The 21,335-nt window shown below is 73.7% G+C and carries 21 protein-coding genes, 2 tRNA genes and 1 riboswitch; of the genes, 12 read left to right on the top strand and 11 right to left on the bottom strand.

What is annotated here, in order from left to right; translation table 11 throughout:
• The first annotated feature begins 84 nt into the window (after nucleotides 1-84).
• The 4 genes from F1C15_RS04460 to F1C15_RS04445 all read left to right on the top strand — a co-directional run bounded on the left by F1C15_RS04460 (nucleotide 85) and on the right by F1C15_RS04445 (nucleotide 3,900).
• Entirely contained in the window at nucleotides 85-1,011 is a 927-nt protein-coding gene (locus tag F1C15_RS04460) for a DUF4397 domain-containing protein (protein WP_185233207.1), read from the top strand.
• 73 nt (nucleotides 1,012-1,084) lie between these two features.
• Nucleotides 1,085-2,251 carry a glycosyl hydrolase family 8 gene (locus tag F1C15_RS04455; RefSeq protein WP_185233205.1) on the top strand — a complete coding sequence of 389 codons (1,167 nt, stop codon included), beginning with the start codon at nucleotides 1,085-1,087 and terminating at the stop codon, nucleotides 2,249-2,251.
• Entirely contained in the window at nucleotides 2,248-2,970 is a 723-nt protein-coding gene (locus F1C15_RS04450; protein ID WP_185233204.1) for a class F sortase, read from the top strand. Before F1C15_RS04455 ends, F1C15_RS04450 begins: the two co-directional genes overlap by 4 nt.
• A gap of 120 nt (nucleotides 2,971-3,090) precedes the next feature.
• Complete coding sequence (locus tag F1C15_RS04445) at nucleotides 3,091-3,900, top strand: polyprenol monophosphomannose synthase (RefSeq protein WP_167259698.1); 810 nt, start codon at nucleotides 3,091-3,093, stop codon at nucleotides 3,898-3,900.
• Between the two features lie 84 nt (nucleotides 3,901-3,984).
• Here the strand turns inward: F1C15_RS04445 and treZ are convergent, their stop codons facing one another.
• From treZ to F1C15_RS04425, 4 genes are all read right to left on the bottom strand, one after another.
• Entirely contained in the window at nucleotides 3,985-5,742 is a 1,758-nt protein-coding gene (treZ, locus tag F1C15_RS04440; RefSeq protein WP_056056486.1) for a malto-oligosyltrehalose trehalohydrolase, read from the bottom strand.
• A gap of 119 nt (nucleotides 5,743-5,861) precedes the next feature.
• Nucleotides 5,862-8,204 carry a malto-oligosyltrehalose synthase gene (gene treY, locus F1C15_RS04435; RefSeq protein ID WP_185233202.1) on the bottom strand — a complete coding sequence of 781 codons (2,343 nt, stop codon included), beginning with the start codon at nucleotides 8,202-8,204 and terminating at the stop codon, nucleotides 5,862-5,864.
• Nucleotides 8,201-10,399, bottom strand: a complete 2,199-nt coding sequence (glgX, locus tag F1C15_RS04430) for a glycogen debranching protein GlgX (protein ID WP_185233200.1) — start codon at nucleotides 10,397-10,399, stop codon at nucleotides 8,201-8,203. Before glgX ends, treY begins: the two co-directional genes overlap by 4 nt.
• Before the next feature lie 140 nt (nucleotides 10,400-10,539).
• Nucleotides 10,540-12,060: a S8 family serine peptidase gene (locus F1C15_RS04425; protein ID WP_185233196.1), complete on the bottom strand. Its 1,521-nt coding sequence runs from the start codon at nucleotides 12,058-12,060 to the stop codon at nucleotides 10,540-10,542.
• A 271-nt stretch (nucleotides 12,061-12,331) separates the two neighbouring features.
• Between F1C15_RS04425 and F1C15_RS04420 the strand changes: the two genes are divergently transcribed.
• The gene (locus tag F1C15_RS04420; protein ID WP_185233193.1) at nucleotides 12,332-13,291 is read left to right on the top strand and encodes an NAD(P)-dependent oxidoreductase; all 960 of its coding nucleotides are present in this window, start codon (nucleotides 12,332-12,334) and stop codon (nucleotides 13,289-13,291) included.
• Here F1C15_RS04420 and F1C15_RS04415 read toward each other — a convergent pair.
• Both F1C15_RS04415 and F1C15_RS04410 read right to left on the bottom strand, forming a co-directional pair.
• Nucleotides 13,278-13,670 carry a type II toxin-antitoxin system death-on-curing family toxin gene (locus tag F1C15_RS04415; RefSeq protein ID WP_167259693.1) on the bottom strand — a complete coding sequence of 131 codons (393 nt, stop codon included), beginning with the start codon at nucleotides 13,668-13,670 and terminating at the stop codon, nucleotides 13,278-13,280. The two genes, F1C15_RS04420 and F1C15_RS04415, sit on opposite strands and share 14 nt — an antisense overlap.
• Entirely contained in the window at nucleotides 13,667-13,870 is a 204-nt protein-coding gene (locus F1C15_RS04410) for a ribbon-helix-helix protein, CopG family (protein ID WP_185233190.1), read from the bottom strand. The genes F1C15_RS04415 and F1C15_RS04410 overlap by 4 nt, the downstream gene beginning before the upstream one ends.
• Before the next feature lie 68 nt (nucleotides 13,871-13,938).
• Nucleotides 13,939-14,049, top strand: a riboswitch (TPP riboswitch).
• Between F1C15_RS04410 and F1C15_RS04405 the strand changes: the two genes are divergently transcribed.
• The 4 genes from F1C15_RS04405 to F1C15_RS04390 all read left to right on the top strand — a co-directional run bounded on the left by F1C15_RS04405 (nucleotide 14,041) and on the right by F1C15_RS04390 (nucleotide 17,587).
• Nucleotides 14,041-14,697 (top strand): ECF transporter S component, encoded by a 657-nt coding sequence (locus tag F1C15_RS04405; RefSeq protein ID WP_056056482.1) that lies wholly within the window; start codon nucleotides 14,041-14,043, stop codon nucleotides 14,695-14,697. (Overlaps the previous riboswitch by 9 nt.)
• Before the next feature lie 19 nt (nucleotides 14,698-14,716).
• Entirely contained in the window at nucleotides 14,717-16,195 is a 1,479-nt protein-coding gene (locus tag F1C15_RS04400) for an ABC transporter ATP-binding protein (protein ID WP_185233187.1), read from the top strand.
• Nucleotides 16,192-16,986, top strand: coding sequence for an energy-coupling factor transporter transmembrane protein EcfT (locus F1C15_RS04395; protein WP_185233186.1), 795 nt, complete (start codon nucleotides 16,192-16,194; stop codon nucleotides 16,984-16,986). Before F1C15_RS04400 ends, F1C15_RS04395 begins: the two co-directional genes overlap by 4 nt.
• Nucleotides 16,979-17,587 (top strand): hypothetical protein, encoded by a 609-nt coding sequence (locus tag F1C15_RS04390; protein WP_255465484.1) that lies wholly within the window; start codon nucleotides 16,979-16,981, stop codon nucleotides 17,585-17,587. Before F1C15_RS04395 ends, F1C15_RS04390 begins: the two co-directional genes overlap by 8 nt.
• Nucleotides 17,588-17,644: 57 nt before the next feature.
• Here F1C15_RS04390 and F1C15_RS04385 read toward each other — a convergent pair whose 3' ends face one another.
• The 4 genes from F1C15_RS04385 to orn form a co-directional block, all read right to left on the bottom strand.
• Nucleotides 17,645-17,962, bottom strand: a complete 318-nt coding sequence (locus tag F1C15_RS04385) for a metallopeptidase family protein (protein WP_056058815.1) — start codon at nucleotides 17,960-17,962, stop codon at nucleotides 17,645-17,647.
• 94 nt (nucleotides 17,963-18,056) lie between these two features.
• Complete coding sequence (locus F1C15_RS04380; protein WP_185233185.1) at nucleotides 18,057-18,332, bottom strand: hypothetical protein; 276 nt, start codon at nucleotides 18,330-18,332, stop codon at nucleotides 18,057-18,059.
• A 372-nt stretch (nucleotides 18,333-18,704) separates the two neighbouring features.
• A tRNA-His gene (locus F1C15_RS04375) sits at nucleotides 18,705-18,777 on the bottom strand.
• 40 nt (nucleotides 18,778-18,817) lie between these two features.
• Entirely contained in the window at nucleotides 18,818-19,438 is a 621-nt protein-coding gene (gene orn / locus F1C15_RS04370; RefSeq protein ID WP_056056479.1) for an oligoribonuclease, read from the bottom strand.
• A gap of 104 nt (nucleotides 19,439-19,542) precedes the next feature.
• Between orn and F1C15_RS04365 the strand changes: the two genes are divergently transcribed.
• The 3 genes from F1C15_RS04365 to F1C15_RS04355 all read left to right on the top strand — a co-directional run bounded on the left by F1C15_RS04365 (nucleotide 19,543) and on the right by F1C15_RS04355 (nucleotide 20,263).
• Nucleotides 19,543-19,839 (top strand): oligoribonuclease, encoded by a 297-nt coding sequence (locus F1C15_RS04365; protein ID WP_185233184.1) that lies wholly within the window; start codon nucleotides 19,543-19,545, stop codon nucleotides 19,837-19,839.
• A gap of 65 nt (nucleotides 19,840-19,904) precedes the next feature.
• A complete protein-coding gene (locus F1C15_RS04360) occupies nucleotides 19,905-20,165 on the top strand; it encodes a thioredoxin family protein (RefSeq protein WP_056056477.1) in 261 nt (86 codons plus the stop codon).
• 25 nt (nucleotides 20,166-20,190) lie between these two features.
• Nucleotides 20,191-20,263, top strand: a tRNA-Arg gene (locus F1C15_RS04355).
• A 196-nt stretch (nucleotides 20,264-20,459) separates the two neighbouring features.
• On the opposite strand, the gene F1C15_RS04350 is transcribed toward F1C15_RS04355, so the two are convergent.
• Nucleotides 20,460-21,326, bottom strand: coding sequence for a hypothetical protein (locus F1C15_RS04350; RefSeq protein WP_185233183.1), 867 nt, complete (start codon nucleotides 21,324-21,326; stop codon nucleotides 20,460-20,462).
• Nucleotides 21,327-21,335: the final 9 nt, after the last annotated feature.

Raw genomic sequence — 21,335 nt, 5'->3', positions numbered from 1 at the left:
TCGAGGCCCGCACCCCGCGGGCCTCGACCCTCCAGACCGGCTCCGCCCGCCAGGGCGGAGCACCCCGACCGGAAAGGAACCACCGTGATCCGCACGATCCGCTCCCTCCGCACCACCGCCTCCCGCACCGCCCCCGGAACCCCCGAGGCCGCCGTCGGCCGCGCGGCGAGCCCGTCGCGGCGCCGCCTCGCGGCACCGCTCGCCCTCGCCGCCGCGGCGGCCGTCGCCCTCGCCGGGTCGCTCGTCGCCGCCTCGCCCGCCCACGCCGCCGACGGCGACGGCTGGGTGCGCGTCGGCCACCTGTCGCCCGACACGAAGGCCGTCGACGTCACCCTCACCTCGCTCTCGGGCGGGCAGGTCGTGATGGACCTCGACGACGTGACCTACGGCCAGGTCAGCGCCTACCAGGCGCTGCCGGCAGGCACCTACGTGGTCTCGATGACGGCCGCCGACTCGCCGGCCCGCACGAAGCCGGTCATCACGACGAACGTGACGGTCGACAGCGGCCAGCCGATCACGACCGTGGCGTACGGCCCGAACGACGACCTGCGCACCCAGGTGTTCAAGGACGACCTGACCGCGCCCTCCGACGGCCAGGCCAAGGTGCGCCTCGTGCAGGCCGCCACGGTCAGCGACGAGGTCTCGGTCGCGACGACGACGGGCACGACGATCGCCGCCGACGCGCCCTTCGGCAGCGCCAGCCAGTACGCGCAGGTCGCGGCCGGCCCGTGGCAGCTCTCGCTCACCGGTGACGACGTGACCGGCTCCGGCTCGGTCGACCTCGCCGCGGGCAGCATCAGCACGCTCTTCGTGCTCGACGACTCCGACGGCGGCCTCACGGTCGTCCCCGTCGTCGACAGCGCCGCGACGGCGCAGGCGCCGGTCGGCGGCGTCCAGACCGGCGGCGGCTGGGTCGCCGAGCACCGGGCGGCCGACGCGACGGCCGACGCGGCCGACGGCGACCAGCCCCGGGGCTTCTGGGCGACCGTCCTCGGCTGGTTCGGGGCGTGACCCGGGGAGGCGCGCCGCGCCTCCCGGCACCGCTCCCGCACCGCACCGCCCCACCAGCAGAGAGCAGAGCAGCATGACCCGCAGAACGAAGGCCCTCTTGGCCGTCGTCGTCGTGGTGGCCGTCGCCCTCACGGCCGGCGTCGCCTGGCTCGTCGTCGGCCCCTCGGGCCCGTCGTCCGACGAGCCGGCCGCCGACGCGACCGGCACGCCCGGCGCCGGCACCCCGACCCCGCAGGCCCGCACGGCGACCGAGATCGGCGAGGGCTTCCTCGACGACTGGGTCGACGACGACGGCCGCGTCGTGCGCCGCGACCAGGGCGACGACACCGTCAGCGAGGGGCAGGCCTACGGCATGCTCGTCGCCGTCGGCGTCGGCGACGAGCAGCGCTTCGACGCGATCTGGCGCTGGACCCGCGAGAACCTCGTGCGCGAGGACGGCCTGCTGGCCTGGCGCTGGGCCGACGGCGCCGTCGTCGACGACATGCCGGCCAGCGACGCCGACGTCGACGCCGCGCGGGCCCTCGTGCTCGCCGGCGAGGCCTTCGGCGACCCGTCGCTCACCGAGCAGGGCGTCGACCTCGGCGGTGCCGTGCTCGACGAGATGACCGCCGTCACCGACGTGGGGCGGATCCTGCTGCCCGGCCCCTGGGCGGCCGGCGACGGCCCGTGGTCGTACAACCCCTCGTACGCGTCGCCCGCGAGCTTCGCCCAGCTGGCCGAGGCCAGCGGCGACCCGCGCTGGTCGGAGCTCGAGGCCGGCTCGCGCGCCGTGACGACCGCCGTGCTCGACGCGACGGCCCTGCCGAGCGACTGGGCCCAGGTGCGCCGCGGCGGCAGCGTCGTGCCCCTGCCGGGCGCCGACGGCACGTCGGGCACCGTGCAGTACAGCTACGACGCGGCCCGCCTCGCGCTCCGCTACGCCGAGTCGTGCACCCCCGACGACGTCGCCCTCGCCGCCCGGCTCGCGCCGGTGCTGCAGCGCTACGACGACCTGCCGATGCAGCTCGACCTCGGCGGGCAGTCGATCGGTGCCGACCAGAGCCCGCTCGCCTACGCGGCCCGCGCCGCGGCCGAGGCGAGCGCGGGTCAGCACGACGAGGCCTCCGCCGACCTGCGACGCGCCGACGCCCTCGCCCAGTCGACCCCGACCTACTACGGCACCGCGTGGGCCGCCCTCGCGGCGCTCCAGGTCGAGGCGTCCGCGCTCGGCGCGTGCTCGCCGCTGGAGGTGGCCCGATGAGCCTCGTGCAGCGCATCTCCGCCCACCGGCGGGCCGCCGTCGCCGTCGGCGTCGCGGTCGTCCTCCTCGTCGCGGCCGGCGTGACCGTCGGCGCCGTCGCGGCGCAGCCCGACCGGGGCAGCTCGACCGGCACGGGCGCCGAGGCCGGCGCCGGCGCCTCGCAGGCCGCCCCGGGCGGGGCCGCCACCGACCCGGCGCTCGACCCCGGCAGCGGGGCCGCCGGCTCGTTCCAGGACCCGGCGGCACCGTACGTCACCGCGCCTCCCGCAGGCTCGACCCCGGTGCGGGTCCAGATCCCCTCGATCGGCGTCGACTCCGGCCTCGAGTCGCTCGGCCTCGGCGCGCAGGGCGAGCTCGAGCCGCCCCGCGAGTGGATGTCGGCCGGCTGGTACCGCGACGGCGTCGTGCCGGGCGGCGTCGGTCCGGCGGTCATCGCCGGGCACGTCGACTCCGGCAGCGGCCCCGCCGTGTTCGTCGACCTGGCCGACCTCGCCGTGGGCGCGGAGGTGCAGGTGACGCTCTCGACCGGCAGCGTCGAGACCTTCCGCGTGACGGGCAGCGAGCGGACCCCCAAGGCGACCTTCCCGACCAGCGACGTCTACGGGGCGACCCCGACAGCGAGCCTCCGCCTCATCACCTGCGACGGCACGTTCGACCGCTCGACCGGCCACTACGTCGACAACCTCATCGTGTTCGCCGACCTCGTGTCGGCCACCTGACCGGCGCGGACCACCCGCACCGCCCCGCACCGCACCGCCCCAGCTAAGACCCGACCCGACCCGACCCGACCCGACCCGACCCGACCCGCTCCCTCCCACCCGACCTGGAAGGACCACCCCGTGAACGACGCACTCGTCATCATCCCGACCTACGACGAACGAGAGAACCTCGACTGGATCGTCGGCCGCACCCTCGACAGCGGGGCCGCCGTCGACGTGCTCGTCGTCGACGACGGCTCGCCCGACGGCACCGGCGACCTCGCCGACGCGTGGGCCGCCCGCGACCCCCGGGTGCACGTGCTGCACCGCACCGGGAAGGCCGGCCTCGGCGCCGCGTACCTGGCCGGCTTCGCCTGGGGGCTCGAGCGCGGCTACGCGGCCCTCGTCGAGATGGACGCCGACGGCTCCCACCACCCCGAGGACCTCCCCGCCCTGATCGCCCTGCTCGCCGACGACGACCTCGTGCTCGGCTCGCGCTGGGTGCCCGGCGGCCGCGTCGAGAACTGGCCGCTGCGCCGCCGGCTGCTCAGCCGCGGCGGCAGCTGGTACACCCGCGGCGCCCTCGGCATCACGGTCGCCGACACGACCGGCGGCTTCCGGGCCTTCCGGGCCGAGGCCCTCCGGCGCATCGACCTCGACGAGGTCGAGTCGCGCGGCTACTGCTTCCAGGTCGACCTGCTCTGGCGGTCGCTGCAGGCCGGCCTCCGCGTCGTCGAGATGCCGATCACGTTCACCGAGCGCGTGCACGGCGCGTCCAAGATGAGCGGGTCGATCGTGCGGGAGTCGCTGGTCAAGGTCACGAGGTGGGGCCTGACCCGGCGCAGCCGCGCGGTCGTCGAGCTCGTGCTGCGGCACCGTCGCCTGCCGAGCGTGCGGGCCACCTCGCACCGCGTGCGGCCGGGCGAGCTGGCGGGCCTACGGGCGCGCTAGCCGCCGCGGACGGACGAGAGGAGGGGCGGGTCGCGACACGACCCGCCCCTCCTCTCGTCTCCTCCGGCCCGCGGGCCGGCTGCCTCAGCGGACGATCGCCACCGAGTGCGGCGGCAGCAGCAGCGACTCGCCCGCGGTGACGGCGTCGTCGCTCGTGAACAGCACCTCGGTGCAGGGCACGGCGACCCGCGCCTCCTGCTCCGCGAAGTTCACGGCGACCCGCAGCGAGCCGCGCGTCAGCACGAGCCACCGGGCGTCGGCGTCGTGCTCGACCGAGACGCGGGGGAGGCGCGGGTCGGTCAGGTCGGGCTCGGCGCGTCGCAGGGCGGCCAGGCGGCGGTACGCGCTCAGCACGAGGGCGTGCCGCCCCTGCTCGACCTCCGACCAGTCGAGCTTCGAGCGCCGGTAGGTCTCCGGGTCCTGCGGGTCGGGCACGGTCGACTCGTCCCAGCCGAGCTTCGCGAACTCGGCGATGCGGCCCTTCGCGGTCGCCTCGCCGAGGTCGGCCTCGGGGTGCGAGGTGAAGAACTGCCACGGGGTCGACGCGGCCCACTCCTCGCCCTGGAAGAGCATCGGCGTGAACGGCGACGCCAGGGTGAGGGCGGCGGCGATGACGAGCTGGCCGTCGTCGAGCGTGGCCGCGAGGCGGTCGCCGATCGCGCGGTTGCCGATCTGGTCGTGGTTCTGGTTCGCCACGACCAGGCGCCAGCCGGGCATGTGCTCGACGTCGATCGGGAAGCCGTGGTCGGTCTCGCGGAACGACGACCAGGTGCCGTCGTGGAAGAAGCCCTTCGTGAGCACCTTGGCGAGCGAGTCGAGCGACGCGAAGTCGGCGTACCAGCCGGTGGTCTCGCCGGTCAGCGCCACGTGCAGGGCGTGGTGGAAGTCGTCGCTCCACTGCCCGTCGAGGCCGTAGCCCTGGCGGTGGTCGGGGCCGGAGCCGCCGCCGTCGCGCGGGGTGATCAGGCGCGGGTCGTTCATGTCGCTCTCGGCGATCAGCGTCAGCGGGCGCCGCTGGTGGGCGCTCAGCGCCGCGGTGCGCTCGGCCATCTCCTGGAGCAGGTGCACCGGCGAGTCGTCGCGGAGCGCGTGCACGGCGTCGAGGCGCAGCGCGTCGACGTGGTAGTCGGTGAACCACATCGCCGTGTTGTCGAGGATGAACTCGCGCACCTCGTGCGCGCCGTCGTCGTCGAGGTTGACGTTGTCGCCCCAGGTGTTGGCGTGCTTGCTCGAGAGGTAGGGGCCGAAGACGGGCAGGTAGTTCCCCGAGGGGCCGAGGTGGTTGTAGACGACGTCCTGCACCACGCCGAGGCCCGCGGCGTGCGCGGCGTCGACGAAGCGCTGGTAGGCCTCCGGCCCGCCGTAGTTGTCGGTCACCGTGAACCAGTCGACGCCGTCGTAGCCCCAGTTCCAGCGCCCGTTGACGCCGTTCACCGGCAGCAGCTCGACGAGGTCGACGCCGAGCTCGACGAGGTGCGGCAGCTTCTCGATCGCCGAGTCGAGCGTGCCCTCGGGGGTGAAGGTGCCGAGGTGCAGCTCGTAGATCACCGCGCCGCCGAGCTGGCGGCCCGTCCAGGCCTCGTCGGTCCAGGCGAAGGCCGCCGGGTCGAAGGTCTCGCTGAGGCCGTGCACGCCGTCGGGCTGGCGCCGCGAGCGCGGGTCGGGCAGCGGCGTGTCGCCGTCGTCGAGCAGGAAGCCGTAGCGGTGGCCCGGCCCGCGGTCGAGGTCGGCGGGCGCGCGCCACCACCCGGTGGCGGGCTCGGCCGCGAGCGGCAGCACCTCGCCGTCGAGGTGCAGTCGCACGGTGGTGGCGGTCGGGGCCCAGACGTCGTAGACGCTCATCGGTCTCCTCGGAGGTGTCGGGTGGTCGGTGTGCGGGGGAGGTGCGGGGGAGGTGCGGGGTGCGGGCACGACGACGACCGCCGACCCGCAGGGGTCGACGGTAGTCGTGCGGCGCCCGGCTAGACCTGGCTGTCCGCCGGGGCGAGCAGCGCGACGGGGTACGTCTCGAGCAGCTCGGCGAGGCGGACGTGGCCGCCCTCGAGGCGACGGCCCGTGAGCACGTCGACCCAGGCGCCGCCGCGGGTGAGCACGACGGTGTCGTCCCAGCCGCCGGCCTGCTCGAGCGACACCGGGAGGCGCGTGGCGACGACGAGAGCGCCGCCACGGTCGGCGGCGACGACGTGGTCGCGACGCTCGCCGAGCACGGGCAGCGGGGCGTACCGGGTGAACAGCTCGGGCCGGTCGCGGCGCAGCGTCAGCGCGCGGTGCGTGACGAGCAGCTTGGCCGCCCCCGTCTCGTCGACGGGCGGCACGGTGCCCGCGACGACGTCGGCGAGGAGGCGGCGGCGCGCCTCGAAGTCCACCTCACGTCGGTTGTCGGGGTCGACGAGCGAGAAGTCCCACAGCTCGCCGCCCTGGTAGACGTCCGGGCTCCCCGGCCCGGTGAGCTGCAGCAGCGCGACGCCGAGCGAGTTGCTCCAGCCCGCGGGGCGCAGCACGTCGACGATGCGCTCGACCTCGTGGCGCACCTGGTCGTCGTCGAACGCGGCGTCGACCGCCGCGTGCATGCGCTCCTCGAAGGCCTCGGCCTCGGGGGTGCGGTCGGTCCACGTGGTGGAGCTGCTGGCCTCGCGCGAGGCCTTCTCGGCGTAGTCGTGCAGGCGCTCGCGCGACGCCGGCCAGGCGCCGACGACCGTCTGCCAGAGGATGTTCTCGAACGGGCCGTCGCCGACCGGTGCGAGGCTCCGCAGCCGCTCGAGCGTGGCGGCCCACTCCTCGGCGACCTCGGCGAGCACCGAGACGCGGGCGCGCACGTCGGCGCTGCGCTTGGTGTCGTGGGTCGAGAGGGTCGTCATGCCGAACGGGCGCTCGGCGAGGCGCAGCTGCTGGCGGTCGTGGAACTCCGCGGGCGTGAGCGAGAACTCGGCGGGGTCGGCCCCGACCTCGGTCAGCGTCGCGAGGCGGCTGTACCGGTAGAACGCTGTGTCCTCGACGCCCTTGGCCATGACCATGCCGCTCGTCTGCTGGAACCGCACGGCGGCCGGGTGCTCGGCGTCGTGCAGCACGGCGACGACCTCGGCGATCGTGGCCGCGAGGTCGGGGCGGTGCGCGGTGGCGACCTCGGCGGCCTCGTCGAGGTGCTCCGCGCCCTGCGGCAGGTAGCTGCGGTAGACGGGGAAGGCCGCGGCGAGCTCGGCGAGGGCGTCGACGACGCGGTCGTCAGCGCGGCCGTCGTCCGACAGCAGCCGGGCGAGGCGCCGGATCTCGCTGCCGAGGATCCCGTCGGCGATGCCCCGCTTGGTGCCGAGGATCATCTCGTGCCAGTCGTCGGGGCCGTCACCGTCGCGGAGGCGCGAGTCCAGCGCGCCGAGGGCCTCGGCGCCCGAGGGGTCGACGAAGACCCGGTCGAGGTCGGCGAGGGCGTCGTAGCCGGTGGTGCCGTCGGTGGCCCAGTCCTCGGCCAGGCGCTCGTCGCCCTCGAGGATCTTCTCGACGAGCACGTGCGCGCCGCCGGTCAGCTCGGCGAGGCGGTCGAGGTACCCGCCCGGGTCGGCGAGGCCGTCGGGGTGGTCGACGCGGAGGCCGTCGACGAGCCCCTCGCGGAACCAGCGGCCGATCTCGACGTGCGACTCGTCGAAGACGCGGGGGATCTCGACGCGGATGCCCGCGAGGGTGTTCACCGCGAAGAAGCGGCGGTAGTTGAGGTCGGTGTCGGCTCGCTTCCAGTGCACCAGCTCGTACGACTGGCGGGCGTGGACGGCGGCCGCGTCGTCGCCCTCGGCGGCCGTGCCGGGAGCGATCGGGTACACGTTGTCGTAGTAGTGAAGCTCGTCGCCGACGACCTCGAGGCCCTCGATCGTCCCGTCGGCCGCGGCCGGCTCGCCGAGCACGGGCAGCAGCAGCTTGCCGCCGCCGGCCGCCCAGTCGACGTCGAACGCCTCGGCCCAGCGGCTCTCGCGGCCGTGGGTCAGGACGTCCCACCACCAGACGCTGGCCTTCGGCGTCGCGACGCCCACGTGGTTCGGCACGATGTCGACGAGCACGCCGAGGTCGGCGTCGTGCGCGGCGGTCGACAGGGCGTCGAGCCCGGCCGCGCCGCCCCGGGCCGGGTCGACCCGGCTGTGGTCGACGACGTCGTAGCCGTGGTCGCTTCCGGGCTCGGCCTCGAGCACGGGCGACAGGTAGACCCAGTCGGCCCCGAGGTCGCGCAGGTAGGGCACGACCGCGGCGGCGGCGTCGAGGTCGAAGGCCTCGCGGATCTGCAGGCGGTAGGTGGAGCGGGGGTGGTCGCGTCGGGTCACGAAGGGTCCTCAGCCGTGGCGCGCAGGACGACCAGGGACCGGCTGGCCACGGGCAGCTGGTCGCCGGCCCTCAGGGCCGGGACGACCTGAGGGGAGGAAGGGGGCTGGGGAGTGGTCGCGGCACGGACTGCCTGGAGCGACCGGGGAGGCGCGGTGGCGGGGGCGACCGGAGGCGCGACGGTGCTGTCGACCACGACCTCCCAGCCCTCGGCGTACTCGTCGGGAGGCAGCACGAACGTGACGGTCTCCTCGCTGGCGTTGAAGTACAGGACGAAGTTGACGTCGGTGATGCGGCCGCCGCGGTGGTCACGGCCTCGGATGCCGTCGCCGTTGAGGAACATGCCGACCGACTTCGCGTACGACTCGTTCCACTCGCCCTCCTGCATGGCGTCGCCCTCGGGCGTGAGCCAGACGATGTCGGGCAGGGGCTCGCCCTCGCCGCGGGTGACCGGGCGGCCGTTGAAGTACCGCTGCCGACGGAAGGTCGGGTGGTCGTGCCGGAGCTTGATGACCTCGGCGACGAACTCGATCAGCTCGCGGTCGGCGCTCGCCCAGTCGATCCAGCTGATCTCGCTGTCCTGGGCGTAGGTGTTGTTGTTGCCGCGCTGGGTACGGCCGAGCTCGTCGCCGTGCAGCAGCATGGGCACGCCCTGGCTGAGCAGCAGCGTCGCCAGGAAGCTCCGCTGGCGCTGCTCGCGGAGGGCCAGCACGCCCTGGTCGTCGGTCTCGCCCTCGACGCCGGAGTTCCAGGAGCGGTTGTGGCTCTCGCCGTCCGCGCCTCCCTCGCCGTTGGCGTCGTTGTGCTTCTCGTCGTAGCTGACGAGGTCGCGCATGGTGAAGCCGTCGTGCGCCGTGACGAAGTTGATGCTCGCGACCGGGCGGCGCCCGTCGCGCTCGTAGAGGTCGGCCGAGCCGGTGATGCGGCTGGCGAACTCGCCCAGGGTGGAGGGCTCGCCCCGCCAGAAGTCGCGGACGGTGTCGCGGTACTTGCCGTTCCACTCCGTCCACTGGGGCGGGAAGTTGCCGACCTGGTACCCGCCGGGCCCGACGTCCCAGGGCTCGGCGATGAGCTTCACCTGCGACACGATCGGGTCCTGCTGCACCAGCTCGAAGAACGTCGACAGGCGGTCGACCTCGTAGAACTCGCGGGCGAGGGAGGCGGCGAGGTCGAAGCGGAACCCGTCGACGTGCATCTCGGTCACCCAGTACCGCAGGCTGTCCATGATCAGCTGCAGCGAGTGCGGGTGACGGACGTTCAGGCTGTTGCCGGTGCCCGTGTAGTCCATGTAGTACGTCGCGTCGTCGTCCATCAGGCGGTAGTAGGCCGCGTTGTCGATGCCCTTGAACGACAGGGTCGGCCCGAGGTGGTTGCCCTCGGCCGTGTGGTTGTAGACGACGTCGATGATGACCTCGATGCCGGCCTCGTGCAGCACCCGCACCATCGTCTTGAACTCCTGCACCTGCTGGCCGGTGTCGCCGGTCGCCGAGTAGGCGGCGTGGGGCGCGAAGAAGCCGATGGTGTTGTAGCCCCAGTAGTTGCTGAGGCCCTTCTCGAGGAGGGTGTTGTCCTGCACGAACTGGTGCACGGGCATCAGCTCGAGCGTCGTGACGCCGAGCTTCTGCAGGTGCTCGATGATCGCCGGGTGGGCGACGCCGGCGTAGGTGCCGCGCTGCTCGTCGGGGATCTCGGGGTGCGTCTGCGTCAGGCCCTTCACGTGGGCCTCGTAGACGACGGTCTCGTCGTAGCTGTACTTCGGCGGGCGGTCGCCCTGCCAGTCGAAGAACGGGTTGATCACGACGCCGAGCATCATGTGCGGCGCGCTGTCGCGGTCGTTGCGCGAGTCGGGGTCGCCGAACTCGTAGGCGAAGAGAGCCTCGTCCCAGTCGATGTCGCCGCTCGTGGCCTTGGCGTACGGGTCGAGCAGCAGCTTGGCGGGGTTCGCACGGCAGCCCGCGGCCGGGTCGTACTCGCCGTGCACGCGGTAGCCGTACTTCTGGCCGGGCTGTACCGTCGGCAGGTAGGCGTGCCAGACGTAGGCGTCGACCTCGGTGAGGGGCACGCGGGTCTCGACGCCCTGGGCGTCGAAGAGGCACAGCTCGACCTTCGTGGCCGCCTCGCTGAAGATCGCGAAGTTCGTGCCGCCGCCGTCGTAGGTGGCGCCGAGCGGGTAGGGGTTGCCTGGCCAGGTGTGCAATCGATCCTCCGTCTAGAACTCGGCTCAGCCTAGGGGCCGCGGCCGTCCGAGGGCCGCCGGGGGCGGCCCTCGGGCGGCAGAGGGCGCCCCGTCGTCGACGGGGCGCCCTCCGGCGGTGCGGGTGTCGGCTCAGCGACGGGTCACGGCGCCGTCACGGCGTCGAGCGCGTCGACGAGGCCCTCGCCGAACCAGCCGTTGTCGGCCGGGGAGCCGACGCAGGTCGCCGCGGTGGCGGGGCAGGCGACGTCGTCGGCCTGGGCGTACAGCAGGTCGGTGAGCTGCGTGCCCTCGGCGCGGGGGTGCGTCGCCTTGAGCAGCGCGAGCACGCCGGCCACGTGCGGGCTGGCCATCGAGGTGCCCGACTTGGTGCCGTAGCCGCCGCCGGTCACGGTCGACAGGATGCTCGAGCCGGGGGCCGCGACGTCGATGACGCTGTCGCCGTAGTTCGAGAACGACGACTTGGTGCCGGTCGAGGTGGTGGAGGAGACCGTCACGACGCCGTCGAGCTCGGCGGGGATGTCGGTGCAGGTCTCGTCGAGCTGGCGGGTCACCGGCACGGTGTCGTTGGGGCTGCCGGTGTCGACGGTCTTGTTCGCGAGGTCGACGGCGCTGTTGCCGGCGGCCGCCACGTTGACGACGCCCTTGCGCTGCGTGAACTGGACGGCGCGGTCGACGGCGGTCTTGACGGCCGCCTGGTCGACGTCCGACCCGCACCAGAACTCCCACGGGTCGATGAAGTAGCTGTTGTTCGTGACGTCGGCGCCGGTGGCCTCGGCGTACATGAAGCCGCAGATGGCGGCCTCGGCGTAGATGAACCCGTCGTCGTTGACGACCTTGACGGAGCTCAGCTTCGAGGCCGGGGCGACCCCGACGATGCCGACGCCGTTGCGGCCGGCCGCGATGGTGCCGGCGACGTGGGTGCCGTGGTCGCTCGTCGTGGGCTGCCAGGCGGCGTACGAGGTGTCGGGCGTGCCGCTGAGGCAGCCGGCCGAGCGGCCCTGGTCGATGTTCGCGGCGAGGTCGGGGTGGTCGCCCTGGATGCCCGAGTCGAGCACGGCGACGAGCACCTTCTTCGAGCCGTCGGTGACCTGGTGGGCCTGGTCCGCCTTGATGGCGGTCATGTCCCACTGGCGGGCCTCGAGCGGGTCGGCCGTGACGGCGGTCGCCGCCTCCAGGCCCTCCTGCTCGGCGACGGACTGCTGCGAGGCCGAGCCGCCGGTGCGCTGCAGCGCGGCCGTGTCGGGCGCGCCCTTCCACGTCGGGTCGGAGGCGGCGACGGGCGCCGTGCGGGTCGCCCCGACCGAGGCGACCGACTTGTCGGCACGGACGGAGGCCGCGAAGTTCACGTTGTCGGACTGAGCGATGACGACGCCGATCTCGGGCCACGACGCGACGACGGTGCCGGCGGCGGCGGTGACGGCCCGCTCGGCCTTCCGGGTCTGGCCGTTGTTGGCCTTCGTGACGTTGACGGCGTAGTTCATGACCTGGCCGGTGACGACGGGCAGGGCCGGGGCCGGCTGGGCGGCGACGACCGAGCCGTCGCCGGGCGCGGCGACCGCGGCGCCGGCGCCGGCGAGGCCGAGGCCCGTCGCCAGCGAGACGGCCAGACAGGTGGAGAGCACGCGGCGGCGCGTGCGGGCGGTGATCGGGCTGAAGGACATCGTTCTCCTCGTCGGGTGGGGCCGGGCGGCGTCGGTGCGGACGACGGGCGTCGCTGACGGCTCAGGCTGAACATAGGGAGAACGGCGGGTGACCGGATAGTGGGCACTTGGGGGGACCGTCGCTGACCCCCGGTCGGGGGCCAGGCCCGGCGGCGCCGACCGACGGGTAGCGTCGGGGCATGACGCCCGCACCGCTGCCGACGTCGGCAGCCACCGCCTCCTGCTCGCCCGCACCGCGCCTCCTCGGTGCCGCCTCCGGGGCGGCTCGCTCGTGAGGGTCGTGGTGATCGGGGCGACCGGCCACGTCGGCGGGTTCCTCGTCCCGCGGCTCGTGCTCGCCGGCCACGACGTCGTCGCCGTGAGCCGGGGCACGTCCGCCCCCTACCGCGAGCACCCTGCCTGGCGGCAGGTCGAGCGCGTCCAGCTCGACCGCGAGGCGGGCGACGCCGACGGCTCGTTCGGCCGACGCGTCGCCGAGCTCGGGGCCGACGTCGTCGTCGACATGATCTGCTTCACCCGCGCCTCGGCGCTCTCCCTCGTCGAGGCCCTGCGCGGCACGGGCACCGTGCTCGTGCACTGCGGCACCATCTGGGTGCACGGCCCGTCGGAGGAGGTGCCCGTCACCGAGGAGGCGCGGCGCACGCCGTTCGGCGAGTACGGCACGCAGAAGGCCGAGATCGAGCGCCTGCTGCTCGCCGAGTCGCGTCGACCCGGCGGGGTGCCCAGCACGGTGCTGCACCCCGGCCACATCACCGGGCCGGGCTGGCCGATGATCAACCCGGTCGGCAACCTCGACCTCGACGTGTGGGAGGCGCTCGCGACGGGCCGCGAGGTCGTCATGCCGGGCCTCGGCCTCGAGACCGTGCACCACGTGCACGCCGACGACGTGGCCCAGGCGTTCCAGCGGGCCGTCGAGCGGCCGGCCCAGGCGGTCGGCGAGTCGTTCCACGTCGTCAGCGAGCGGGCGGTCACGCTGCGCGGCCTCGCCCAGCAGGTCGCCAGGGCCTTCGGGCAGGAGGCGCGGCTCGAGTTCGCGACGTTCGACGAGTTCCGCGCACAGCGCGACCCCGCCTCGGCCGACGCCTCGTGGGAGCACCTCTCGCGCAGCCACTCGATGAGCATCGACAAGGCCCGTCGCCTGCTCGGCTACGCGCCGCGCTGGACGACCGTCGAGGCGGTGCTCGAGGGGCTCGAGTGGCTGCGGGCCGACGGGCAGCTCACCCTCGCCTGACCCGGCGGGGCTCGGTGTGCTGGACGAGGCACTCAGCGATCGTCTCGACGTCGTCGAGCACGCCCTCGGCGATCTGGACGATGAAGTCGTAGGCGCCGTCCTCGGTCATCGTCAGCCGACGACCGTTGAGGCCGAGGAAGGCGATCAGGCCTGCGAGCCCCAACCTCTTGTTCCCGTCCACCAGCCCGTGGTTGTTGACGAGCGAGTGCACGAGGGCCGCGGCCTTCTCCTCCAGGGTCGGGTAGGCGTCCGCGCCGAGCACGGAGGCCCGCGGCCTCGCGAGGGCCGACTCGAGCAGGCCGGCGTCGCGCACGACGACGTCGGGAGCGACAGCGCGCCGTGCGACGTGCAGCAGCTCGCCGTAGGTGAGGTGGATCACTCGCCGAGTCGGCGAAGAGCCTCGGCGTAGCGAGGGAGCTCGTCGTCGAGGACGTCGTCCAGGAGGTCGGCCCGGCTGTGGGAGTCGACGTACTCCCTCACGGCCTGGCGTGCGACGTCCTGCATGGACCGGGACTCCAGCGCCGCGCGGCGGCGGAGCGCGTCGGCCTCGTGGTCGTCGAGTCGGAGGGTCATGGGCATGCAGTCGACGGTATCTGCTGTGATACCAGATGGCAACGAGCAGACCCTCTCGACTGGGCTATGCTCGGCGGCACACACACGGGAGTCCGGTGATCCGGGCTGAGAGGAAGCGATCCACGCTTCGACCGTCGAACCTGATCTGGATCATGCCAGCGCAGGGAGGAGAGAACATGTCTGTTTCCGTGTCCGCGAACGAGTCGTCCTCGAGCCGCGACGAACGTCCGGCCGCCACCTCGCCGAGGAAGCCGTCGCGCCGCTGGCGCGTCGTCGACATCGTCGTCGCGAGCGTCATCGGCGTCGCCTGCGGCGTCGTCTTCTGGGCCTGGGGCCTCGCCTGGACCCCGCTCGACAGCGCCCTGTCGTTCCTGCCGGGGCTCTCGGGCCTCCTCGCCGGCGGCTGGCTGTTCGCCGGCGTGCTCGGCGGGCTCGTCATCCGCAAGCCCGGCGCCGCGATCTACACCGAGGTCATGGCCGCCGTCGTCTCGATGCTGATCGGCACGCAGTGGGGCTTCTCGACGCTGATCTGGGGCGTGCTGCAGGGCCTCGGGGCCGAGCTGGTGCTCGCGGCGTTCCTGTACACGACCTGGCGCCTCCACGTGGCCCTGCTCGCCGGCGCCGGCGCGGGCGTCGTCGTCGCGCTGCTCGACACCTCGTTCTCGTCGATCGCCGCCACCGCGATCGAGTACAAGGTCGTCTACGGCGTCAGCGCCGTCGTCTCGGGCGTGCTGCTCGCCGGCCTGCTCTCGTGGCTCGCGGCGCGGGGCCTCGCCCGCACCGGCGCCCTCAGCCGCTTCGCCTCGGGCCGCTCGGCCGAGGCCCGCGTCTGAGCCGACCGCTGCCGACGACGTGACGACCGCCTCCGGGGCCCGGGTCGACGCCCGCGGCTGGGGGTGGCGCCACGCCGGCCGGCTGCGACCGGCGGTCTCCGGGCTCGACCTCGTCGTCGAGCCCGGGGAGCGCGTGCTGCTGCTCGGGGCCTCCGGCGCCGGCAAGTCGACGCTGCTCGCGGGCCTCGCCGGCGTGCTGGGCGGCGACGAGGAGGGGGACGCGACCGGTGAGCTGCTGGTCGACGGCCGCCCGCCGGCCGAGCAGCGCGGGCGGGTGGGCCTCGTGTTGCAGGACCCTGACTCGCAGGTCGTGCTCGCCCGCGTCGGCGACGACGTCGCCTTCGGCTGCGAGAACGTCGGCGTGCCCCGTGACGAGACCTGGCGTCGGGTCGACGAGGCCCTCGACGCGGTCGGGCTCGACCTGCCGCGCTCGTGGCCGACCGCCCAGCTCAGCGGCGGGCAGAAGCAGCGCCTCGCGCTCGCCGGGGCCCTCGCGATGAGGCCCGGCCTCGTGCTGCTCGACGAGCCGACGGCGAACCTCGACCCGGAGGGGGTCGTCGAGGTGCGCGACGCCGTGGCCCGCGTCGTCGAGGCCACGGGCGCGACCCTCGTCGTCGTCGAGCACCGCGTCTCGGTCTGGCTGCCCGTCGTCGACCGGGTCGTCGTGCTCGCCGCGGGGGGCGGCGTGCTCGCCGACGGCCGGCCCGACGACGTGCTCGGGCACGAGCGCGTCCGGCTGACGGAGGCGGGGGTGTGGGTGCCGGGGGCCGCGCCGGCCCTGCCCCACCGGCACCGCGCCTCCTCGTCCGGACCCCTGCTCGAGGCCTCGGGCCTCGCCGTGGGGCGCCGCGGGGCCCGCGGGCCCGCCGTGGCGACCGGCGTCGACCTCGTCGTCGACGACGGGCGCGCCCTCGTGCTGACCGGGCCGAACGGCGCGGGCAAGTCGACCCTCGCCCTGACCCTCGCCGGGCTGCTGCCTCCGGCGGGCGGTGCGCTCCGGGCGACCGACCTGCTCGCTGCCGGCGCCGGGCCGTCGCCCGCCCGGTGGCGCTCGCGGCAGCTGCTCTCGCGGGTCGGCACGGTCTTCCAGGACCCTGAGCACCAGTTCCTCACCGCGACCGTCCGCCGTGAGCTGGCGGTGGGGCCGGAGGCGCTGGGCGAGTCGCCCGCGGAGGTCGCCTCCCGGGTCGACGAGCTCCTGGCCCGCCTGCGCCTCGACCACCTCGCCGGCGCCAACCCGTTCACGCTCTCGGGCGGCGAGAAGCGGCGGCTCAGCGTCGCGACCGTCCTCGCGTCGCGGCCGCGCCTCCTCGTGCTCGACGAGCCGACCTTCGGGCAGGACGCCCGCACCTGGCGTGAGCTCGTCGCGCTGCTCGCCGAGCTCGTCGACGAGGGGCGCTCGGTGGTGGCCGTGACGCACGACGCCGAGTTCGTCGCCGCCCTCGCCGACGACGTCGTCGCCCTCGAGCGGCCCGTCGGGCGCGAGGCCGTCGCGTGAGCCTGCTCGCGGCCGTCGAGACCGACCGGCTCGTCGGCCGCCTGAACCCGGTGGCGAAGCTGCTCGCGGCGCTGGTCGTGTCGCTCGTGCTGCTGCTCTCGATCGACGCGGTCTCGGCCGGGGTCGCCCTCGTGCTCGAGCTGCTGCTGCTGCCGTGGGCGGGGCTCTCGGCGCGGCAGCTGCTGCGTCGCACCGCCCCGCTGTGGATCGCCGCACCGACGTCGGTGCTCGTCACGGCCCTCTACGGCCGCGACGAGGGGGCCGTGCTGCTGCAGGTCTGGTGGATCAGCGTGACCGACGGGTCGCTCTCGCTGGCCCTCGCCATCGGCCTGCGCATCTTGGCGGTGGGCGTGCCGGGCATCGTCCTGCTCGCGACGACCGACCCGACCGACCTCGCCGACGGCCTCGCGCAGGTGCTGCACCTGCCCGCGCGGTTCGTGCTCGGCGGCCTCGCCGGCCTCCGGCTCGCCGGGCTGTTCGCCGACGACTGGCGGCAGCTGGCCCTCGCCCGGCGGGCGCGCGGCGTCGCGGACGGCCGGGGCCCCGTCGCGGCGGCGCGCCGCTTCGGCGGGCAGGCGTTCTCGCTGCTGGTGCTGTCGGTGCGCCGCGGCAGCAAGCTGGCGACGGCGATGGAGGCGAAGGGCTTCGGCTCCGACGCCGAGCGCACCTGGGCCCGGCCGTCGCGCGTCGCGGGCCGCGACCTCGTGCTCGTCGCGATCGGGGTGCTCATCGCGGCGGCGGCGGTCGCCGCGGCCGTCGTGGCCGGCACCTGGGAGTTCGTCCTTGCCTGAGGAGTGGTCAGCGGCCGTCGACGACGCCCTCGTGGGCGCCCTGCTGCGGCGAGCCGAGGAGTCGCGGGTCGGCGCCGACCGCGTGGTGCTGCTCGTCGACGGCCGCTCCGGCTCGGGCAAGACGACGCTCGCGCGTCGCCTGGTCGCGGCGTGGCCCGGTGCCCTCGGGCCGGTCCAGCTGGTGCACCTCGACGACGTCTACCCCGGCTGGCACGGCCTCGCGGCGGCCTCCCGGGTCGTCGAGGAGTCGCTGCTCGTCGGGCGCGAGCCGGGCTGGACCACGTGGGACTGGGACGCCGACGTGCCGGGGGAGCGGCGGACGCTCGACCCGGCCGTCTCGGTGGTGGTGGAGGGCGCCGGGTCGCTGACCCGCGCCTCCTCGGGGCTCGCGACCCTGTCGGTGTGGCTGGAGCTCGACGCGGGGGAGCGGCGTCGACGGGCGCTGGCCCGCGACGGCGCGGCCTACGAGCCGTGGTGGGAGGTCTGGGCCGGGCAGGAGGAGGCGCACCTCGCGGCTGAGCGGCCGCGGTCGCTCGCCGACGTGGTCGTCCGGGTGCCTGTGACGCCGGTGCCGACGCCGTCGCCGTCGCCGGCGAGGTGACTCGTCCTGGGCCCTCGCCACGAGTCAGGGCCCAGATCGAGGCACGGGGAGGCGCCGCTAGGCCCAGCCGAGCTGGTGCAGCTGGTCGTCGTCGATGCCGTAGAAGTGGGCGATCTCGTGCACGAGCGTGACGTGGATCTCGTCGCGCAGCTCGTCGACGTGGTCGACGGCGGCGAGGTGGGGCTCGCGGTAGAGGACGATGCGGTCGGGCAGCTCGCCGAAGCCGTAGCTGCCGCGTTCGGTGAGGGCGACGCCGTCGTAGAGGCCGAGCAGGTCGAGCGTGCCGTCCTCCGGGCGGTCCTCGGTGACGAAGACGACGTTGTCGAGGCCGTCGACCATGTCGTCGGGCAGGAGGTCGAGCTCGGCGACGACCATGTCGTCGAACTGCTCGGCGCTCACCTCGGACGGGTCGATGCCGGCTGCTCGGTCGTCGCTCACCCGCTCAGGCTCCCACACCCCGCCTGAGCCCTCAGTCGACCCCCATCGGGTCGGGCGGATGATCGGCCGCACGCGCCACGCGCATCCGGTGCGCCGCCTCCCGGGCCCCCTTGCCCACGCCCCACACGATGAACCAGACGCCCAGGACCGGGCCGATGAAGATCAGGCCAGAGATGCGCCCGTCCCACCCCCAGTAGCTGTACGTCAGGAACGCCCCGACCCCGAGCGCGATGAACGCCACCCCCGCGACGACGAGCCCCCACCACGACGCCGGCGCCTCGCGCCCCGCCCCTCCCGCGTCTCTCACCCCTCAGTCCTACCGGCCCCGCCCCCATCCCGCCCATCGGACACCACTCATGACTGACCCGTCCGCCCAGCCACCTTTCGTGACCGACCCGCCCGCCCAGCCATCGACGACGTCTCAGATGCGCTCGCGCATCTGAGACCGAACAAGCACGGAACCCAAAAAAGGCCCTGCCTCGTAGGGCAGGGCCTTTCCATTTGGCGTCTCAGATGCGCTCGCGCATCTGAGACCAAAAAGCACGGAACCCAAAAAAGGCCCTGCCTCGTAGGTCAGGGCCTTCCCATTTGGCGTCTCAGATGCGCTCGCGCATCTGAGACCGAACAAGCACTGAACCCAAAAAAGGCCCTGCCTCGTAGGGCAGGGCCTTTCTATTTGGGTGAGTAACGGGGCTTGAACCCGCGGCCTCCTAGACCACAACCAGGCGCTCTACCAGCTGAGCTATACCCACCATGTGCGGCCGCCGGAGCGATCGCAACGAGAAGACTCTACTACAGCCGGGAGGCCCATTCGTCCACGACGGCCTTCGAGATCGCCTGGACGTCGTCGGTGGTGGGCCCGGGGTCGGCGACGAAGCCGGCACGGCGGTAGTACTCGAGCTCGCGGATGGACTCGAGGATGTCGGCGAGGGCCCGGTGGCCGCCGTGCTTCTGCGGGGCGTTGAAGTAGACGCGGGGGAACCAGCGGCGGGCGAGCTCCTTGATGGAGGAGACGTCGACGCTGCGGTAGTGCAGGTGGCCGTCGACCCGCGGCATGTACTTCGCGAGGAAGGCGCGGTCGGTGCCGATCGTGTTGCCGGCCAGGGGGGCGTGCTGCTCGGTGGGGACGTACTTGAGGATGTACTCGAGCACCTCGTACTCGGCCTCGGCGAGGCTGACGCCGCCGGGGATCTCCTCCAGCAGGCCGGAGGAGGTGTGCATGTCGGTGACGAACTCGTTCATGTTGTCGAGCGCCGACTGGTCGGGCTTGATCACGATCGTGAAGCCGGGGTGCACGGGCGTGAGGTCGAAGTCGGTGACGACGACGGCCACCTCGACCAGCTCGTCGACCGCGATGTCGAGCCCGGTCATCTCGCAGTCGATCCAGACCAGCCGGTCGTTCGTGGAAGCCATGCCGCCACTCTAGCGTCGGGGGCCGACACGCTCGGGCTCGGGCGCTGCCCCTGAGGCGCGACCTTCCTGGGCGCTCGGTCCGCGCCTCCTGGTAGAAGGGTGGCATGACAGACAGCAAGCCCACCGTGGCCGAGGGATCCGAGTACGTCGTCTTCTTCGAGGGCGGACCGAGCGACGGCAGCACCGACACCCGCACGAGCTTCAACGGCTCCTACGAGGACGAGATCGTCGACTACGTGCTCGTCGAGGGCATCGAGACCGGCTTCGTGTACAAGGTGCGCGAGGCGAAGATGAACGGCGAGCAGCTGCAGGTGCACTACAAGCTCGACGAGGCCGACAGCGACCCGGTCGACGCCCTCGAGAACCGTGGCGACCGCACCGACGAGTTCGGCACGTTCTGACGCCACGGCAGGTGGACGAGGAGGCGCGGGGAACATCTCCCCGCGCCTCCTCGTTGTACGGGGGCATGAAGGTCGAGCTGTACACGTCCGCGTTCTGCGGCCCCTGCCACGCGGCCCGCGCCGTCGTGGCCGAGGCCTCGGCCCTGGTGCCGCTGCTCGAGGTGGACGAGGCCGACGTCGTCGCCCGGCCCGACGAGGCGGAGGCCCGCGACGTCCGCAGCACGCCGACGATCGTGGTGCTCGACCGGGCCGGCAGCGAGGTGTTCCGCGCCGCCGGGGTGCCGCGGCTCGACCAGCTGCTCGGCGCGCTCGCCCTGGCCGTCTGAGCGGGCACGGTATCGTGGGGCCCACGCCCTCGTAGCTCAGCGGATAGAGCAGGAGCCTTCTAATCTCTTGGTCGCAGGTTCGATCCCTGCCGAGGGCACCGTGACGAGATCTTCGTGGTGCTTCTCATCTCTTGGTCGCAGGTTCGATCCCTGCCGAGGGCACCGTGACGAGATCTTCGTGGTGCTTCTCATCTCCCGGTCGCAGGTTCGATCCCTGCCGAGGGCACCGTGACGAGATCTTCGTGGTGCTTCTCATCTCCCGGTCTCAGGTTCGATCCCTGCCGAGGGCACCCGCTACGCGTCGGGTGTCGTCCGGTCGCGGACCTGCGTCGCGCTGACCGGGTCGCCGTAGCGGTCGGTGTCGTCGTCCCCGTCGTCGGACGAGTCCCGCTGGGCGGGCATCGCCTCCGTGGGCGCCTGCTCGCGGGGCCGCACGGGCTCGTGACGGGCCGGCGACGTCGGGCGGAAGGCGGCGTGCTCGTCGGTCAGCGGCGTGGGCGCCGTCGGCGTCCGTCGCTCCGGCACGAACGGCGTGACCTCGACGGGCTCGTCTGCCCGACGGGCGGGGGCGGCGGGGCCTGAGCCGGAGGCCGGTGCCGCTCTCTGCCCGTCGCGCTCGGCCTTCCAGTCGCGCTGACGCTGCTCGGCCTCGGTCGCCTGCTCGGCGTCCTCGTAGCGCCACCGCTCCAGGTCCGCCCGGAAGAGCTTCTTGGCCCGCGACGGGCGGCTCTGCCAGTCGAGCAGGCGGTCGCGGAACTCCGCCAGCGACTGCTCGGGCTGGTGGCCGTAGCTGGCGGAGTCACGCTTGATCTCGCCGAGCTGGTGCTCGGCCCACGAGGCGGCGAGGCCCGAGCCGGTCACGGGCAGGAGGCGCAGACGGACCTCCGCCTCCTGGGCGAGGTGGTCCGTGAAGGTGCGCTCCTCCGCCCCGAGCGAGCTCCACGTCGCCGCCTTGCGCGACGCCGCGACGATGCCTGCGATCGCGGAGGCCTTCGCCTCGTCGTCGTGCAGACGGACGACGCGCTTCAGGGCGGCCCTCCCGATCAGGGCGGCGACGACGCCGGCGACGAGGATCGCCACGAACGGCACCACCGCCTCGGAGACGACGCGCCACCCGTCATCGCTCTGGACCCACCGGACGAGACTGTTCCACCACTGCATGCGCGAACT

This window comes from Frigoribacterium sp. NBH87 (genome assembly GCF_014217665.1).
Taxonomy (GTDB): Bacteria; Actinomycetota; Actinomycetes; order Actinomycetales; family Microbacteriaceae; genus Frigoribacterium; species Frigoribacterium endophyticum.
The sequence above is the reverse complement of the archived record's forward strand: the minus strand, read 5'-3'. Positions and strand labels throughout refer to the sequence as shown.

What these genes read in the sequence shown, in the direction of transcription:
- F1C15_RS04455 (WP_185233205.1), top strand. Translation starts at nt 1,085, where the DNA reads ATGACCCGCAGAACGAAGGCCCTCTTGGCCGTCGTCGTCGTGGTGGCC.
- F1C15_RS04450 (WP_185233204.1), top strand. Translation starts at nt 2,248, where the DNA reads ATGAGCCTCGTGCAGCGCATCTCCGCCCACCGGCGGGCCGCCGTCGCC.
- treZ (WP_056056486.1), bottom strand. Translation starts at nt 5,742, where the DNA reads ATGAGCGTCTACGACGTCTGGGCCCCGACCGCCACCACCGTGCGACTG.
- F1C15_RS04425 (WP_185233196.1), bottom strand. Translation starts at nt 12,060, where the DNA reads ATGTCCTTCAGCCCGATCACCGCCCGCACGCGCCGCCGCGTGCTCTCC.
- F1C15_RS04410 (WP_185233190.1), bottom strand. Translation starts at nt 13,870, where the DNA reads ATGCCCATGACCCTCCGACTCGACGACCACGAGGCCGACGCGCTCCGC.
- F1C15_RS04405 (WP_056056482.1), top strand. Translation starts at nt 14,041, where the DNA reads ATGTCTGTTTCCGTGTCCGCGAACGAGTCGTCCTCGAGCCGCGACGAA.
- F1C15_RS04385 (WP_056058815.1), bottom strand. Translation starts at nt 17,962, where the DNA reads ATGGTCGTCGCCGAGCTCGACCTCCTGCCCGACGACATGGTCGACGGC.
- orn (WP_056056479.1), bottom strand. Translation starts at nt 19,438, where the DNA reads ATGGCTTCCACGAACGACCGGCTGGTCTGGATCGACTGCGAGATGACC.
- F1C15_RS04365 (WP_185233184.1), top strand. Translation starts at nt 19,543, where the DNA reads ATGACAGACAGCAAGCCCACCGTGGCCGAGGGATCCGAGTACGTCGTC.
- F1C15_RS04360 (WP_056056477.1), top strand. Translation starts at nt 19,905, where the DNA reads ATGAAGGTCGAGCTGTACACGTCCGCGTTCTGCGGCCCCTGCCACGCG.
- F1C15_RS04350 (WP_185233183.1), bottom strand. Translation starts at nt 21,326, where the DNA reads ATGCAGTGGTGGAACAGTCTCGTCCGGTGGGTCCAGAGCGATGACGGG.